This window comes from Paraburkholderia sp. JHI2823 (assembly GCF_038900695.1).
Lineage (GTDB): Bacteria > Pseudomonadota > Gammaproteobacteria > Burkholderiales > Burkholderiaceae > Paraburkholderia > Paraburkholderia mimosarum.
Genome location: NZ_JAYMRY010000025.1, coordinates 22797 through 38239, shown reverse-complemented (window position 1 = coordinate 38239; position 15443 = coordinate 22797). Strand labels below are relative to the sequence as shown.

15 protein-coding genes and 1 riboswitch are annotated in these 15443 nt (G+C 66.6%); of the genes, 8 read left to right on the top strand and 7 right to left on the bottom strand.

Annotated elements, in window-relative coordinates; translation table 11 throughout:
• Positions 1-32: 32 nt before the first annotated feature.
• Positions 33-225, bottom strand: a riboswitch (cobalamin riboswitch).
• Between the two features lie 103 nt (positions 226-328).
• Genes VSR34_RS24200 through cobM form a run of 3 tightly spaced genes read left to right on the top strand, consistent with a single transcriptional unit; the run spans position 329 to position 3014 of the window.
• Complete coding sequence (locus tag VSR34_RS24200; protein WP_028210821.1) at positions 329-1546, top strand: bifunctional cobalt-precorrin-7 (C(5))-methyltransferase/cobalt-precorrin-6B (C(15))-methyltransferase; 1218 nt, start codon at positions 329-331, stop codon at positions 1544-1546.
• Complete coding sequence (locus VSR34_RS24195) at positions 1543-2286, top strand: cobalt-precorrin-6A reductase (RefSeq protein ID WP_028231761.1); 744 nt, start codon at positions 1543-1545, stop codon at positions 2284-2286. The genes VSR34_RS24200 and VSR34_RS24195 overlap by 4 nt, the downstream gene beginning before the upstream one ends.
• Positions 2283-3014 carry a precorrin-4 C(11)-methyltransferase gene (cobM, locus tag VSR34_RS24190; RefSeq protein ID WP_028210823.1) on the top strand — a complete coding sequence of 244 codons (732 nt, stop codon included), beginning with the start codon at positions 2283-2285 and terminating at the stop codon, positions 3012-3014. The genes VSR34_RS24195 and cobM overlap by 4 nt, the downstream gene beginning before the upstream one ends.
• A 3-nt stretch (positions 3015-3017) precedes the next feature.
• On the opposite strand, the gene VSR34_RS24185 is transcribed toward cobM, so the two are convergent.
• Entirely contained in the window at positions 3018-3464 is a 447-nt protein-coding gene (locus VSR34_RS24185; protein WP_342963745.1) for a MarR family transcriptional regulator, read from the bottom strand.
• A gap of 92 nt (positions 3465-3556) precedes the next feature.
• Here VSR34_RS24185 and VSR34_RS24180 point away from each other — a divergent pair, with 92 nt between their 5' ends.
• Both VSR34_RS24180 and VSR34_RS24175 read left to right on the top strand, forming a co-directional pair.
• A complete protein-coding gene (locus VSR34_RS24180; protein ID WP_028231760.1) occupies positions 3557-3922 on the top strand; it encodes a hypothetical protein in 366 nt (121 codons plus the stop codon).
• 17 nt (positions 3923-3939) lie between these two features.
• Positions 3940-4557, top strand: a complete 618-nt coding sequence (locus VSR34_RS24175) for a glutathione S-transferase family protein (protein WP_342963744.1) — start codon at positions 3940-3942, stop codon at positions 4555-4557.
• Positions 4558-4616: 59 nt separating this feature from the next.
• On the opposite strand, the gene VSR34_RS24170 is transcribed toward VSR34_RS24175, so the two are convergent.
• Together VSR34_RS24170 and VSR34_RS24165 are read right to left on the bottom strand one after the other, a co-directional pair.
• A complete protein-coding gene (locus tag VSR34_RS24170; RefSeq protein WP_342963743.1) occupies positions 4617-6086 on the bottom strand; it encodes a sodium:solute symporter in 1470 nt (489 codons plus the stop codon).
• On the bottom strand, positions 6083-6298 hold the full coding sequence (locus tag VSR34_RS24165; RefSeq protein ID WP_233885047.1) for a DUF3311 domain-containing protein: 216 nt from the start codon (positions 6296-6298) through the stop codon (positions 6083-6085). The genes VSR34_RS24170 and VSR34_RS24165 overlap by 4 nt, the downstream gene beginning before the upstream one ends.
• Positions 6299-6554: 256 nt before the next feature.
• Between VSR34_RS24165 and VSR34_RS24160 the strand changes: the two genes are divergently transcribed.
• Entirely contained in the window at positions 6555-7232 is a 678-nt protein-coding gene (locus tag VSR34_RS24160) for a MarC family protein (RefSeq protein ID WP_028210829.1), read from the top strand.
• A 75-nt stretch (positions 7233-7307) separates the two neighbouring features.
• Positions 7308-8141, top strand: a complete 834-nt coding sequence (locus VSR34_RS24155) for a class II glutamine amidotransferase (RefSeq protein WP_028210830.1) — start codon at positions 7308-7310, stop codon at positions 8139-8141.
• A 46-nt stretch (positions 8142-8187) separates the two neighbouring features.
• Here VSR34_RS24155 and VSR34_RS24150 read toward each other — a convergent pair whose 3' ends face one another.
• The 4 genes from VSR34_RS24150 to treF form a co-directional block, all read right to left on the bottom strand.
• Complete coding sequence (locus VSR34_RS24150; RefSeq protein WP_342963742.1) at positions 8188-10158, bottom strand: PAS domain S-box protein; 1971 nt, start codon at positions 10156-10158, stop codon at positions 8188-8190.
• 83 nt (positions 10159-10241) lie between these two features.
• Positions 10242-11156 (bottom strand): glycosyltransferase, encoded by a 915-nt coding sequence (locus VSR34_RS24145; protein ID WP_028210831.1) that lies wholly within the window; start codon positions 11154-11156, stop codon positions 10242-10244.
• A gap of 273 nt (positions 11157-11429) precedes the next feature.
• Complete coding sequence (locus VSR34_RS24140; protein WP_028210832.1) at positions 11430-12104, bottom strand: HAD family hydrolase; 675 nt, start codon at positions 12102-12104, stop codon at positions 11430-11432.
• A 107-nt stretch (positions 12105-12211) separates the two neighbouring features.
• On the bottom strand, positions 12212-14122 hold the full coding sequence (gene treF / locus VSR34_RS24135) for an alpha,alpha-trehalase TreF (protein WP_342963741.1): 1911 nt from the start codon (positions 14120-14122) through the stop codon (positions 12212-12214).
• A gap of 136 nt (positions 14123-14258) precedes the next feature.
• Between treF and pobA the strand changes: the two genes are divergently transcribed.
• Entirely contained in the window at positions 14259-15431 is a 1173-nt protein-coding gene (gene pobA, locus VSR34_RS24130; RefSeq protein ID WP_028231755.1) for a 4-hydroxybenzoate 3-monooxygenase, read from the top strand.
• The last annotated feature ends 12 nt before the right edge of the window (positions 15432-15443 follow it).

The following is a 15443-nucleotide window of genomic DNA, read 5'->3' as shown; positions in this document are numbered from 1 at the left end:
TGCGGTATCGGTACACCCCGCCCGATATGGCTTCGCACGAATAGTCGGCCGGCAGGTCTCCTGGCTCGCAGGTCGTGGACCGCATCGGCCTTCCCGGTGAAGCCAGTGGCTCGGGTGGATGCGGTCTCGCTGCTCACAGTCGCGGGGGCGGCCACAGCTTGCTGTGTTCCCTTTTATGCCTCAAGGCTTTTGGGCCTTAAAGGCGCCGGCGGACACGGTATTATGCCCGTTTTCAGGCGCGCTCCGCCCCGCAATCGGGTCGCGGGGCCGTGGCTGCGCAGAGAATCGGGCAACAGCGCGAGCAAAGGCGGGAGAACGAATGCAGGGCATGCAGGCATGGCTGACTGTGGTGGGCATAGGCGACGACGGCTATGCGGGGCTCGGGCGCGACGCGCGGCGCGCACTCTTCGACGCGGCCATCGTGACCGGCGGCGCGCGCCATCTCGCGATGCTGCCGGCGCGCGTGCGCGCGCGGCGTGAGCCGTGGCCGCAGCCCTTCAACGTCGAGGCGCTGCTCGCGCATCGCGCGTCGAACATGCCCGTATGCGTGCTCGCGAGCGGCGACCCCATGCTGTTCGGCGTGGGCGCGACGCTCGCGCGGCGCCTGGCACCCGGCGACATGCGCGTGTTGCCCGCGCCGTCGTCGCTCTCGCTCGCGGCGGCGCGCATGGGATGGGCGTTGCAGGACACGGCGATGGTTTCGCTCGTCGGCCGCCCGCTCGATGCGCTGCGCCGTCATCTCCATGCGCGCTCGCGCGTGCTCGCATTGAGCGCGGACGGGCGCACGCCGGCGGCGCTCGCCGCGCTGCTCACCGAGGCGGGCTTCGGCGCGACGCGTCTTGCCGTGTTCGAGCACGTGGGCGGTCCGCTCGAGCGCCGCGTCGAAGGCCGCGCCGATGCCTGGCACGTCGACGAAACCGCGGCGCTCAATCTCGTCGCGTTCGAATGCGCAAGCGACGCTGCCCACACCGGGGCGCGCGGCTGGACGCTCACGCCCGGCCTGCCCGACGACGCGTACCGCCACGACGGCCAGCTCACGAAGCGCGACGTGCGTGCGCTCACCCTGGCGCGTCTCGCGCCCACGCCCGGCGCGCTGCTTTGGGACGTGGGTGCGGGCAGCGGCTCGATCGGCATCGAGTGGATGCGTTCGCATCCGGCTTGCCGAGCGATCGCGATCGAAGCGCACGCCGGGCGCCAGCGCTTCATCGAGCACAATCGCGCGGCGCTGGGCGTGCCCGGTCTGCAACTCGTGGCGGGCCGCGCGCCCGAGGCGCTCGCGGGGCTCGCCACGCCCGACGCGGTGTTCATCGGCGGCGGCGTGACTGCCCCTGGCGTGCTCGAGGCATGCTGGGCGGCGCTCGCGAGCGGCGGCCGGCTCGTCGCGAACGCGGTGACGCTGCAGAGCGAAGCGACGCTGGTCGCGTGGCGCGCGCAGCATGGCGGCACGCTCACGCGCATCGGCATTGGCGAGGCTCAGCCGTTGGGTGGCTTCGACACATGGCGTCAGGCCTTGCCCGTCACGCTCTACGAAGTCGTCAAGCCATGACGGCGCGCATCCTGCTGCTGGGGGGCACCGGCGACGCGCTGGCGATCGCCCGTACGCTCGGCGCGCCGCACATCTACTCGCTCGCGGGCCTGGGACGCGTGCCCGCTGATCTCGCCTGCGCGGTGCGCGTGGGCGGTTTCGGCGGGGCGCTGGGGCTCGCACGTTTTCTCGCAGAAGAAGATATCGCGCTCGTTCTCGATGCCACGCATCCCTACGCCGCGCAGATCAGCGCCAACGCGGCGCGCGCCTGCGAAGCCGCGCACGTGCCGTACTGGGCGCTGCGCCGCGCGCCCTGGCAGCCGCAGCCAGGCGACGACTGGCGCATGGTGAACGGCTGGGCCGGCGTAATCGAAGCGCTCGCGCCGTTCGCGCGCCCGCTCTTCACGCTCGGGCGCGAGCCGCTCGCGCATCTCGACGAAGTCCCCGAGCGGCAGCACTGGACGATTCGTTGCCTCGACGCTCACCCGGGCCATGCGCGCGCCCGCGTGATCGACGCGCGCGGGCCGTTCACGCCGGAAGGCGAGCGCAAGCTCTTCACCGAGGCGTGCATCGATGTGGTGGTCAGCAAGAACAGCGGCGGCGCAGCGACCGAGGCGAAGCTCGCGGTCGCGCGCGAAATGGGTCTGCCCGTGGTGATGATGCGGCGGCCGCCGCTGCCCGATGCGCAGCGCGAATTCGCGTCGGCGCAACAGGCGATCGACGCGCTTGCGAACGACATTCAGCGGAGTCTCAACGCATGACAGTATTCTTCATAGGCGCGGGTCCGGGCGATCCCGAACTGATCACCGTGAAGGGCCAGCGTCTCGTGCGCCATTGCCCGGTCATCCTTTACGCCGGGTCGCTCGTGCCGCCCGCCGTGCTCGAAGGCCACCGCGCGCACAAGGTGGTGGACACCGCGCCGCTCACGCTGGACGAGATCGTCGGCTTGCTCGAAGATGCCCACGCCCAGGGGCTCGACGTGGCGCGCGTGCATTCGGGCGACCCGTCGCTCTATGGCGCGATCGGCGAGCAGATCCGGCGCTTGCGCATGCTCGGCATTCCTTACGAAGTCGTGCCCGGCGTGACCGCGACCGCCGCATGCGCGGCGGCGCTCGGCAGCGAGCTCACGCTGCCCGGCATCTCGCAAACGCTCATTCTCACGCGCTACGCCACGAAAACGTCGATGCCCGAAGGCGAGCAGCTAGGCGACCTCGCGCGGCACAAGGCGACGCTCGCGATCCACCTGGGCGTGCGCCATATCGCGCGTATCGTCGAGGAGTTGCGGCCGCATTATGGCGAGGATTGCCCCGTGGCGGTGATCTATCGCGCGAGCTGGCCCGACGAGGAACGCGTGACCGGCACACTCGCGGACATCGCCCACAAGGTGCTGGCCACCGATATCGAGCGCACGGCGCTCATTCTCGTGGGCCGGGTGCTCGCGGCGGACGGGTTCGCGGATTCGACGCTGTATGGGGCGTCGAAGCGGTAGGCGCTACGAAAGCGCACGCAAGTGATCGCGCAGCTTGTCCACTTCGCCTTCGGCAAAGTCCTTCTCGATTTCAGCATGCGTTTGCTGCCATAGCGGGAACGCCTCGTTGAGCAACTGATGCCCCTCGGGCGTCAGGCTCAGCAGGCGACTGCGCTTGTCCTGCGGATCCGACTCGATGACCACGAGCCCGCGCCGCTCCAGCGGCTTGAGCGCGGCCGTTAGCGTGGTGCGGTCCATGGCCAGCAGCGACGCCACATCTTTCATGCCGGGCGGATACGGCCGGTTCAGCGACATCAGCAGCGAAAATTGGCCGTTCGTGAGATCGAGCGGACGCAGCACGTCGTCGAAGATGCGCGCAAGGTTGCGCGCCGCCCGCTGCATATGCAGACACAGGCAGCAATCGCGCACCAGTAGCGTGGTTTCGAAGGGAAGTTTCTTTGCGCGTGCCATGTTGAAATTATGTTGATATCAACCTATGCTGTCAAGGCCGGACGGGCGACATGGCGTTGCTCCCGGTTTTCAGACGAGTAGACGGAGGACACATGAGCGATCAGAAGCTGTTTCTCGCTGTTTTTCTCGGCAGCAAGGATAACGCGCGCATGAAGGCGTGGTCGGCGCTTCCCGAAGCAGAGCGGCATGCACGAGAGAAGGAGGGCATTGCGGCGTGGCATGCATGGGTCGAAAAACACAAGGAGTCGATCACCGACTTTGGCGGACCGCTCGGCAAGACGAAGGCGATCGGCGAAAACGGCATCGTGGATGCGTCCAATGCGCTGACGGGCTTTACGGTCGTGCGTGCCGCATCGCATGAAGCGGCGGCGAAGATGTTCGAAGGCCATCCCCATTTCTCGATTTTTCCGGGCGAGTCCGTCGAAGTGATGCCGGTTCTCCCGATACCGGGCGCATAAGCCTTCGGAGACTCGCGATGAAGCTCTACGGATTTGCCGGCACCCGTTCGCAACGCGCGTTATGGGGCCTCAAGGAAGTCGACGCCGATTTCGAATTCGTCTCGGTCAATCTGCTCGAAGGCGAGCACAGGCGGCCCGAATACCTGCGCCTCAATCCAGCTGGCAAGGTGCCGGTGCTGGTCGACGGCGACCGCGTGATTCCCGAATCGGCCGCAATCGTGCTGTATCTCGCGGACAAATATCCCGGGAAGCGGTTGATGCCCACGGATCTCGACGAGCGCGCGCAGGTGTATCGCTGGACGCTGTTCGCGGTTACCGAACTCGAACAGCCGCTCTGGCGAATCACGCGGCACTCGTTTCTCTATCCGCCGGAAAAGCGTCTTGCAGCCGATATCGAACTGGCGCGTGAGGATTTCAGGAATATGGCCACGGTGCTCGAAAAGCATCTGGAAGGGCGCGAGTTCCTCGTCGGCAACAGGCTTTCGGCTGCCGATTGCGTGACCGTCTACCTGATGGACTGGGCCAACGAGGTGCAGCTTCTCGATGGGTTCCCGCGTTTGCAGGCCTATCTCGAACGCTTGTATGCAAGGCCCGAAGCGCCGCAACGCATTGCCGAAGCACGCAAAGCTGCATAACAAAAAAACAGCCCAATCGGCACATGCCGATTGGGCTGCTTCGTGATGCGAAGCGTTGTTCAATGCGCCCGCGCTTGCTCCACATGCGCGCGTGGCTGCGTCACCATGCTCACCACGGCCAGCACGATCACATTCACGAACAGCGCGAGGAACCCGATGTTGATGTCCTTGAGCGCATCGGGTGCGAACGGAATCAACTGGGCCACGCTCAAGTGGGTCAGTGTCGTGACGATCACGACGAGCACCCCCGCCACGATGCCGCAGAACGCGCCTTGCTTCGTCACGCGGTTGCGCGTGGAGAGGCTGCATATCATCGCCGGGAACAACTGCGTGACGAAGTTGTAACCCATCAGCAGCAGCGCGACGATGGTCTCGCCGCCCCTCAGCGTGAAGCCTACCGCGACGAGCGCGATCACCGGCACGAAGCAACGCGCGAGTTTCGCGACTTGCGCATCGTCAGCGCTTTTCGCGAGGCCGCCGCGATAGACGTCGTTGGCGAGCAGCGTGGAAGCCGTGGTGAGGATCATGGAGCCCGGCACGAGCGCGGTGAGGACGCCCGCCGCGCCGATCACGCCCACGAACCACGGATCGAACGTTTGCAGCGCGAGGCGAAAGAGCGAGAGGTCGATGTCGGAGCCCTTGAGGCCCGGCACCTTGAGCACGGCCGCGAAGCCGCAGAAGAACACGAACAGCAGGATGAGCTGGTAGAGGGGCAGGATCATCGCGTTGCGGCGGAAGATGCGCGCATCCTTCGCGGTGTACACCGACATGAACGTGTGCGGCCACATGAAGAAGCCAAGCGCCGTGAGCAGCACGGTGGACTGGAACCAGGTCACGCTCTGGCCGCGTGCCGGGAAAGTGAGGAAGCCGGGCTTGGCCGCGTCGATGGCGCGGAACATCTCGCTCAGGCTGCCATAGTGGTGAATCGGCAGATAGATGCCGAGGAACACCGCAATGGCGAGAATCATCGTGTCCTTGACGACCGAGTTCCACGCGCAGCCGCGCACGCCGGAGACGATCACGTAAGACGTGACCACGGCCGCGCCGATCCAGATGGCCGCCGTGGAGGAAATCGCGCCATAGGAGGCCGTCGTCACGATGATGCCGAGGCCCTTCAGTTGCAGCACGAGATACGGCACGAGGGCGAGCACGCCCACGCACGCCACCAGCACGCCCAGCGCGGGGCTTTGATACTTGCGCGCGAAGAAGTGCGGCTGCGAGACGAGCCGGTGCTGCTTGGCGAAGCGCCATACGGGCGGCAGCATCCAGTACGAGAGGATGTACGCGAGCGTGCCGTAGGCAAGAATGTAGTAGACGGGCGCGCCCTTGCCATACGCAAAGCCGCTGCCGCCGAGGAACGTGAACGTCGTGTAGATCTCGCCCGCCATCAGCAGGAAGACGAACGCGGTGCCGAAACTGCGTCCGCCTACCGCCCACTGCTCGAGACTCATGTCGTGCCCGCTGCGAGCGCGCATGCCGAGGAAGAGCGCCACGACCGTGATTGCCGCGATGATGAAGAGGGCACTCATGAGCGCACCTCCGCGTCCGCCTCGCCCGAAAGCCGGTTGGCCGGATCGAGCCGGTAGACGATCCCCATGATCGCCGCGGCCAGCACGACCCACATGACGATCCACGCCAGCACGAGCGGCATGCCGAGCACGAGCGGCTCGGTGCGGTTGACGAACGGCACCCCTAGCAGGATGCCGATAAAAGGCAAGGCAGCGAGCAACCTCAGTGACATGGCAACTCCTCTTGTAATTGAGAAGAAAAGAAACGTCGCGCCTGGGTGCGAGGCAGTCCACACTACGCTTGCGAACGCGCCCCGTAAAGTTGCCAAAATTAATGAAGACAGGAGCGGAAGGTCGCCGAAAGCATTGGTGCATTGCGCCATTTTTTCGATCCCGCGCAACATCGTCGAGCCACGCCTGGCGCCGATCCGGCTACACTTCTCGCCAACCCGGCGCGCCGGTTGCGCATGCCTTCAACGGATCGACTTCATGATCGAAAGCCTGATTTCAGACATCCTGTTCGGTTTCATCGGACTCATCAGCATCATCAATCCCTTCAGCGGTGCTTTTGTTTTTCTCGATCGCACCGCCACGCTCGACGACGAAGGGCGCCGCCTGGTTGCGAGGCGCGTGGCGATCAACGCGTTCTTCGTGCTGCTCGCGGCGTTTTTCGTCGGCACGCCCATCCTGCATTTCTTCGGCATCTCCATGGAAGCGCTGCGGATCGGCGGCGGCCTCGCCGTGGCCGTGGCCGGCTGGCAGATGCTCAACGCGCCCGAGCCCGAGCCGGCGCCGGTCGATCATCCCGTCAAGCCCATCAGCCCGGGCGCGGCCGCCGGCAAGGCGTTCTTTCCGCTCACGATTCCGCTCACCACGGGGCCAGGCTCGATCGCCACGGCCATCGCGCTCAACGCCAACCGTACGCACAAGCTTTCGGCGTGGCTGCTGTCGAGCGTCGCGTCGATCGTGATCTCCACGCTCGTCATGTTCGTCATCTATTACGTGTACAGCCGCGCCGCGAGACTTTCGCAGTACCTCGGTGTGGATGGCACGCGCGTGGCGATGCGCGTGTCCTCGTTTCTGCTCCTGTGCATCGGGGTGCAGATCATACTCACAGGCCTCGACGGCTTTCTCACGCCCATCGCCGACCTGCACGCCGCGAAATAGCGGTCATCAAGCAGGGCACGAAGCAGGGCATGAAGCCGGCCGACTCATAGAGGCGTCTTGCCGAAGGAGACCACGATGTGCCGCTGGCTCGCCTATACCGGGAACCCCGTGCAGCTCGAAACCGTGCTGTTTCACGCGCGCCATTCGTTGATCGATCAGAGCCTGCATTCGACCAAAGGCGCGACCACCACGAATGGCGACGGCTTCGGGATGGGCTGGTTCCAGGACCCGCACGACATTCCGTTTCGCTACCGCAGCGTGCATCCGGCATGGAACGACCGCAACCTGCGCGAACTCGCGCGCGCGGTTCACGCGCCCATGTTCATCGCGCATATCCGGTCGGCCACCGACACGCCTGTGCAGGAGACGAACTGCCATCCGTTCCGCCACCGGCGCTGGATTTTCGCGCACAACGGGCTCATTCGCAGCTATCCGCTCCTGCGGCGCGACCTGCTCGTCGCGATCGATCCGGAGCGTTTCAACGCGCTCGAAGGTTCGACGGATTCGGAAGCGATGTTCTATCTGGCGATGACGTTCGGCCTCGAATTCGACCCCGTCGCCGCACTCGAACGCATGGCGGGCTTTGTCGAGGCCACGGCGAAAAGGCACGGCGTCGAGCCGGCGCTCAATATGACCGTCTGCGCGTGCGATGGCGAGCAGATCGTCGCCGCGCGCTATTCGAGCGAGCGCAATTCGCGCTCGCTCTTTCACACGACGGCGTTCAGTCATCTGCGGGAGCTTTATCCCGACGATCCGCGCATCGCGGCGGCGGGCGACGACGCTTATCTGCTGGTTTCCGAGCCGCTGGGCGACCGGCCCGAGGTATGGGCCGAGGTGCCCGAATCGACGGCCATCGTCGTGCGCGGGCCCAGGGTCGAATACCGGCCATTCGTGCCGATCGCGCCGTAGCCCGACGTGAGGCGACGTGACGCGACGCAAGGCAATGTAAGGCGCTTCAGGCGCTCCGGCGCCGGAGCCTCGCCGCCGCGAGAGCGAGCACCTCGTCGAACAGCGTGACATCCACGGGCTTCACGAGATGCATCTCGAAGCCGGCCTCGCGCGTGAGTTCGATGTCGGCGGTCTGGCCGAATCCCGTCATCGCGGCGAACAAGGTTTGCGAGAGCGGGGGCAGCGCGCGCAGGGCGCGGAGGGTTGCATAGCCGTCGATTTCGGGCATGGCGATGTCGATGAGCGCCACATCGGGTGTGAAACCGTCGACTTCGTTGCAGGCCTGTGTGGCGCCATAGGCCACTCTTACGTCGTGCCCCTTGAGTTCGAGCAGCATGGCGAGGCTGTCCGCCGAGTCGCGGTTGTCGTCCACCACGAGCACGCGCAGCGGCGGGATGCCGGCCTCGGCCAGCGCGGCAAGCTCGGCCGTATCCGGCGCGAGCGGCGGCTGATGTGCGGCATGCGTGGTCTCGCGCGCGAACGGCAGGCGGATCGTGAACGTGCTGCCCTTGCCGGGACCGTCGCTCCGGGCGGAAATCGTCCCGCCATGCAACTCGACGATCGAGCGGCACAGCATGAGGCCGATGCCGAGCCCGTTGTCCGTGGGGCCCGGCACTGCGCGGTCCTGGCTGAAGAGGCCGAAGATCGACTCGTAGGTTCCGGGCCGCAGCCCGCGGCCTTCGTCGCGCACCTCGATCTGCACGGCGCGCGCGACGGGGCGCACGTCCACGACGATGCGGCTGTCGTCGGGCGAAAATTTCGAAGCGTTGTGCAGGAGGTTCTGCAGCACCTGCACGAGGCGCGTGTGGTCGCCCATCATGACGAGCGTCCCGGCGGGCATCTGCACGTCAACTCGCTGGCCGCGCGACGCGGTGAACGGCCGCGCGGCGTCGATCGCGTGCGCGACCACTTCTCGCAGGTCGAGCGGCGCCTCGCGCAGTTCGATCTTGCCCGACGTGATGCGCCCGACATCGAGCAGGTCGTCCACCAGCCGCGTGAGATGCGCGATCTGGCGGTCGATCATCTCCTGTGCCTGTTCGATTTCGGGGCTCGGCGCTTTCGCGAGGCGCATCGTGGCCACCGCGTTGCGCACGGGGGCGAGCGGGTTGCGCAACTCGTGCGCGAGCATCGCGAGGAACTGCTTCATCTGCTCACTCGAATGCTCCAGTTCGGCGGTGCGCCGGCTTTCGGTCATGTCCCGCGTGACCTTCGCGAAACCGGTGTGCCGGCCGCTGCTGTCGTGCACCGCGGTGATCGTGACATTGGCCCAGAACATCGACCCGTCCTTGCGCACGCGCCAGCCTTCCGTCTCGACGCGGCCCAGTTCCTTCGCGCGGCGCAGTTCGCGTTGAGGCCGGCCGGCGGCAATTTCCTCGGGTGCGTAGAACACGGAAAAATGCTGGCCGACGATCTCGGCTGGCCGATAGCCCTTGAGGTTGGTCGCGCCGCTATTCCAGCTCACCACGACCCCTTGCGGATCGAGCATGAAGATCGCGTAGTCGCTCACGCTTTCCACGAGCAGGCGAAAGCGCTCTTCGGAAAGGCGCAGCGCCTCGACCTGGCGGCGCTCGGCGGTGAGGTCGCGCGTGACCTTGGCGAAGCCCGAAAGCGAGCCGTCGCGTTCGTGCAGCGCGGTGATGACGACGTTGGCCCAAAATGTCGTGCCGTCCTTGCGCACGCGCCAGCCTTCGTCGTTGAAGCGGCCATGCAGCGCGGCCTGCTCCAGCTCGTGCTCGGGCCAGCGGCGTGTCCTGGCTTCCTCGGTATAGAAGCGGGAGAAATGCTGGCCGATGATTTCGTGCGCCTCGTAGCCCTTGATGCGGGCCGCGCCGCGATTCCAGCTCGAGACGTAGCCGCGCGTATCGAGCAGGAAGATCGCGTAGTCCTCGATCGGCTCGACGAGCGCTTCGAAGCGGCGTTCGCGATGGGCTTCCGGTGTGGTGCGATGCGGGGTGGCGCGGGCGTCTAACGTCGTCATGGTCCTCGGTTCTGTCATGGGGCCTGGTCCTCGGTAACAGGCGCTGGCCGCCTGAACGGACGGCGGCGCGGCGGAACCTGCGCTTACCATGCGCGCTGCCCGGAGCGGTCATACTTTTCGGCCATTGCCGGGATGCCTGCGCGCACGTGGCGTTCCGCGCGGCGCACCTGGCGCGTGAGCAGCACGACGTGCTGCGGCACCACGCGGCGGGCGCGCAAGGTCCAGAACGCGCCGCGCAGCAGCGCTACGCCTGCTGGCCCGAGCGAGCGCTGGCGCGCGAAGACGGCGAGTGCGCGGCCGGTGGCGGCAATCGCGTCGCGCACGGGCAGGCGCATCCATGCGACCCACGCGGCGTTGCGCGCAAGCGCGCATTGCTGCTTGCGCGTGAACCAGCGATACAACGGCTCGCGATGCGCGAGCGCCTGCTCGCAATATACGATCTGATGCCCGGCCGAGAGCATGTCGAGCGCGGCGAGTTCTTCCGCGCCGCCGTGCGAGAGCCGCTCTTCGTAGCCGCCGAGCGCGCGGAAAACGCCTGCGCGGAAAATGCACGCGCCGCCCATGAAGTTCGCAAGCGCCGGGCCGGCGAGACCTTCCGCGCCCGGCGAGGTCGCGGCGAGCATCAGGCAGGCCGGGTGGATCTCGCGCTCGTCTCCGCTCACCACGCGCGCGTTGAGCACCGCGACTTGCGCGTGCGCGTCGAGCAGTTGCGCCGCGCGTGTGAGCGCGCCCGGCGCGAACCAGGTGCTGTCCTCACAGCAGGCTACATATTCGGTGCGCGCGAGCAGGACGGCGCGATTGAAGCCGGCCATGCCGTGATCGCCCAGCGACTGGACGATGCGCACCTGCGGAAACAGCGAGCCGAGCAGGGACACGGTCAAATCAGTCGAGCCGTTGTCCGCCACGATGACGTCCGGGTGCTCCGGGAGCGCGGTGAGGCGCGCAACGGTATCGACGATTTGACGCACGTGGTTGCGCGTGAGGACGACCACCGTCACGCGGGGCGCGCTGGAGGGTCCGGGGGCAGGGGCGGAGTCGTTCATCGCAACAGGCGGCGCGAGCCGGTCGGTGGAGTTGTCGAGCTGACCTGTGTCAGCATACGCCGATGGCGTGCCATATGCAGCACAGGCTGTAACGCCCGCGGTGGCTGGGCGCAGCAGCGCTGCTGCAGGGCACTGCGCAGGATTGCGCAATTTTCGCGCCCGCTGGACAGTGTGGGCGGCATTCAAGGGGGCGCGTTCAGCGCCCTGTCCAACCGCTGATGCCGCTGCTCAATCGCGAGCGCAGACCTCGTCGAGGTGGCCGAGCAGGTCGGCGGGATCTTCGTACACGCGCAGCGCGCCCGCGCGTTCCAGCTCCTCGGTGCCGTAACCGCCCGACAGCAAGCCGATGCCCAGCGCGCGGCAGCGCTGGGCCGCAAGCATGTCCCAGACGCTGTCGCCCACCACGAGGCAGCGCTCGACCGGCACGTTCAGCCGCAGCGCCGCCGCCACGAACAGGTCGGGGTCGGGCTTGGCATGGCGCACTTCATCGCGGGTGACGACGGTCGTCACGGCGGGATCCACGCCGAGCGCCTGCAGATTCACGGACGCCGTGGCGATGCGCCCGCTCGTCGCGATGGCCCACGGCACCTGCGCGGCGCTGAGCGTATCGAGGAGCTCGCGCGCACCGGGCAGCGGGCGCACCTGACCGGCGTAGCGGCGGTAAGCTTCGGCGTGTAGTTTCTGCAAATGCGCAATGCGCTCCGGCGAGATGGCCGCATGCGTCTCGCGTAGCAACTGGTTCATGAAGAGCCCGCCGCTCATGCCGATGCGGCGGTGGATGCGCCAGACCGAAAGCTCGATGCCGTCCGCGTCGAGCGCCTCCTTCCATGCGAGCACGTGCTGATAGACGCTGTCGACGAGCGTGCCGTCGAGATCGAACAAAAAGGCCGATTCGTTGCGCATGGGAAGCTCCTGAGCCAGCACGAGGATGAGGCTGCGGTGACGCAAAAAGTGTACGCCGGAGTCCGTCTACCCGCGCCGAGGCGGGCGCTCTCACAAAGCGTCGAGAGTCAAGGGGCGCTCGCGGGCGCGCCCGACGACGCTTGCGCGCCTTGCGCGGCCGCGGCTCGCGGATACATCTGCAGCAGCACGCGCAACACGCCATTGGTCCAGCCAAAGCCATCCTGCAGCGGATATTCGCCGCCACCCGCCGAAGAGGCCTGGGTCGCCGAGGCGCTCACGTCATACTTTTCGACGAGCTTGTGCGTGCGCTGATAGTAGGCGAGATTCGTCGCGATCCAGCGCGTGGCGATTTCCTGCGCGAGATCCTGCTCGCCGTAGCGGCGCAGCCCCATGATCGCGAGATATTGCAGCGGCGCCCAGCCGTTCGGCTCGTCCCATTGCTGGCCCGTCGCGATCTGCGTCGTGGCGAGCCCGCCTGGACGCAGCAGCCCGTCGCGCGCCGCGGCGGCCACCTCGCGCGCCTCTTGCTTCGTCGCGACGCCGGCGTAAAGCGGGTAGACGGTCGCCGCCGTGAGCCGGTGCGTGAGCGTGTGGTGCGCGACGTCGTAATCGCTGTAGGCATGCAATTGCGGATCCCACAGCACGCGGTGGATGGCGTCGGCGCGTTGCTGCGCGCGCTTCGTCATCGATGCGGCCTCGCGCGCGTCGCCCTTCAGGCCGTAGGCCTTCGCGAGCGTGCGTTCGAGTATCGCCATCAGCGAATTGAGGTCCACCGGCGCGAGCGAGGTCACCTCGATGGTCGCGAGCGTGCGGCCGTCGGCGAGCCAGCGCGAGCTATAGTCCCAGCCGGTTTCCGCGCCCGCGCGCAGGTTGCGCCAGAGATCCGGGGCGTCGCGCTGCGGCGTGGCCCGCGCCGTGAGGAGGTCCTCGCGATACGACTCGTCGCGCGGCCGGTTGCGCGCGTCCCAGTAGCGGTTGAGCAGCGTGCCGTCGGGCAGGCGCACGACGTGGCGCGTGGCCCGGCCGGGCGCGAGCGTTTGGGCGCCGGCCATCCAGTAGTCGTATTCCTTGCGCAACTGCGGCAGGTAACGCAGGTAGACGGCGTCGCCGTCCTTGTCGGCGATGAGGCTCACCATCTGCGCAAAAAACGGCGGTTGCGAGCGGCTCAGGTAATACGTGCGATTGCCGTTGGAGATGTGTCCGTAGCGGTCGATCAGCGCGGCGAAGTTGTTCAGTTCGTCGAGCGCGAGTGCGTGGCGGCCGCTTGCCTCGAGCCCCAGCATGATGAAGTACGAGTCCCAGTAGTAGACCTCGTTGAAGCGGCCGCCAGGCACGACGTACGCATGGGGCAGCGGCAGCAGCGACGAAGCGTGGTTCGTCTGCGCATCGGGGCGGCGGCTCAGCACGTTCCAGAGCGTGTCGATATGGCCGACCGCGTCCTGCTTCGGATCGGAAACGTAGTGATCGTCGATGTGCACCGGGGCTGCGAAGTATTGGTTCACGAACCGCGTGAGCGCCGCCTTGCGCTCATCGGCGTCTCGCTCGCCCGCGTGCTGCTGTCGCCAGCGGTCGTAGGCCGCCGTGATCTGGGCGGGGTCCGTGTTGGGCACCATGTCGGCAAACGTCTTGCTGTCCGGAAAGACCCGCGCGAGCTGGACATCGTGATAGAGGCGGCCGTAGAGGTCGGCGGGCGTCGCGGGTTGGCTGTCGTTCGTGGCGGCGTGCTGCGCCGGTGAGCGGACCGGTTTCGCCGATGTCGATGAGCTTTGTAATTCCGGCCCGCTGTGCACGGGTGCGGACGCAGCCGGTGCATCGACGGCATGAGCGATTGGCGCGGGAGGCGCCGCGAGGCAGAACACTGCCGCGAAGGTGACGGCGAAGGAGGCGGGTTTCGTTGCGAATGCAGGTGGCTTGCAGCGGAACGGAAAAGGCATGGGCTGGAGGGTCGTGGTGGGCGAGGCGCGCGCTTGCGGCGGATGATCGAGCGAGGCAAAGCGTGCCGATGGAGCAATTGCCATTCCGCGCGGTCTGGCGGTTTTTGATGGGCTATTCGAAATCGGGATAGTTCTTATTCGTCATATTGCGTTGCGCGATAACGGTGTCAGCGGTGAAACTTGCGAAAAATCAATTCAACGCCGCATCAGGAGACATGACATGCGCACCCAGGTTGGCATCATCGGCGCGGGGCCCGCGGGCCTGCTGCTTTCCCATCTTTTGCATCTGCGCGGGATCGACTCAGTCGTGCTCGAACTGCGTGGCCGCGAGCAGATCGAATCGACCATTCGCGCCGGCGTGCTGGAGCAAGGCACGATGGACCTGCTGACCGAAGCCGGCGTTGGCGAGCGCATGAAGGCCGAAGGCGCACTGCATCACGGCTTCGAGCTCGCGTTCGAAGGCAAGCGCCGCCGCATCGATCTCACTGGTCTCACGGGCAAATCCATCACCGTCTACGCGCAGCACGAAGTGCTCAAGGATCTGGTGGCCGCGCGCGCGGCGGCGGACGGCAAGCTCTTCTTCAACGTCTCGAACACGTCGATTCACGGCATCGAAAGCGATACCCCCTCGATCCGCTTCACGCACGAAGGCGAAGCGCACGAACTGCACTGCGATTACGTGATTGGCTGCGATGGCTTTCACGGCGTCTCGCGCGCGGCCATTCCGGCGTCGCTGCGCCAGGACTACGAACGCGTGTTCCCGTTCGGCTGGTTCGGCATTCTCGTGGAGGCGCCGCCCACCTCGGACGAACTGATCTACGCGCGCCACGAACGCGGCTTCGCGCTGATCAGCACGCGCTCGCCGAACGTGCAGCGCATGTACTTCCAGTGCGATCCGAAGGACAACGTCGAGAACTGGTCCGACGATCGCATCTGGGCCGAATTGCATGCGCGTGTCGATTCGCTGGAGGGGCACCAGGTGGTGGAAGGCAAGATCTTCCAGAAGAACATCGTCGGCATGCGCAGCTTCGTTTGCACGACGATGCAGCATGGCCGTCTCTTTCTCGCGGGCGATGCTGCGCACATCGTGCCGCCCACCGGCGCGAAGGGCCTGAATCTGGCGGTGTCGGACGTGCGCGTGCTGACCGCCGCGCTCGTCGCTTTCTACAAGGAGAGCCGCACCGATCTGCTCGACGCCTATAGCGAAACGGCGCTGCGCCGCATCTGGCGCGCCGAGCATTTCTCGTACTGGATGACGCGCATGATGCACCGTCTCGACGATGCCTCGCCGTTCGAACAGCGTCTGCAGGTCGCCGAACTCGAGCACGTCACGACGTCGCGCGCCGCCGCGACGGCGATGGCCGAGAACTACGTGGGCGCGGTGGCGGTGTGATGTCCGCGGTCT

Bases quoted from the DNA above. Each gene is read 5' to 3' on its own strand.
- treF (WP_342963741.1), bottom strand. From the start codon at position 14,122: ATGGCAATTGCTCCATCGGCACGCTTTGCCTCGCTCGATCATCCGCCG.
- VSR34_RS24170 (WP_342963743.1), bottom strand. From the start codon at position 6,086: ATGAGTGCCCTCTTCATCATCGCGGCAATCACGGTCGTGGCGCTCTTC.
- pobA (WP_028231755.1), top strand. From the start codon at position 14,259: ATGCGCACCCAGGTTGGCATCATCGGCGCGGGGCCCGCGGGCCTGCTG.
- VSR34_RS24160 (WP_028210829.1), top strand. From the start codon at position 6,555: ATGATCGAAAGCCTGATTTCAGACATCCTGTTCGGTTTCATCGGACTC.
- VSR34_RS24155 (WP_028210830.1), top strand. From the start codon at position 7,308: ATGTGCCGCTGGCTCGCCTATACCGGGAACCCCGTGCAGCTCGAAACC.
- VSR34_RS24175 (WP_342963744.1), top strand. From the start codon at position 3,940: ATGAAGCTCTACGGATTTGCCGGCACCCGTTCGCAACGCGCGTTATGG.
- VSR34_RS24185 (WP_342963745.1), bottom strand. From the start codon at position 3,464: ATGGCACGCGCAAAGAAACTTCCCTTCGAAACCACGCTACTGGTGCGC.
- VSR34_RS24180 (WP_028231760.1), top strand. From the start codon at position 3,557: ATGAGCGATCAGAAGCTGTTTCTCGCTGTTTTTCTCGGCAGCAAGGAT.
- VSR34_RS24165 (WP_233885047.1), bottom strand. From the start codon at position 6,298: ATGTCACTGAGGTTGCTCGCTGCCTTGCCTTTTATCGGCATCCTGCTA.
- VSR34_RS24200 (WP_028210821.1), top strand. From the start codon at position 329: ATGCAGGCATGGCTGACTGTGGTGGGCATAGGCGACGACGGCTATGCG.
- VSR34_RS24195 (WP_028231761.1), top strand. From the start codon at position 1,543: ATGACGGCGCGCATCCTGCTGCTGGGGGGCACCGGCGACGCGCTGGCG.
- VSR34_RS24140 (WP_028210832.1), bottom strand. From the start codon at position 12,104: ATGCGCAACGAATCGGCCTTTTTGTTCGATCTCGACGGCACGCTCGTC.
- cobM (WP_028210823.1), top strand. From the start codon at position 2,283: ATGACAGTATTCTTCATAGGCGCGGGTCCGGGCGATCCCGAACTGATC.
- VSR34_RS24150 (WP_342963742.1), bottom strand. From the start codon at position 10,158: ATGACGACGTTAGACGCCCGCGCCACCCCGCATCGCACCACACCGGAA.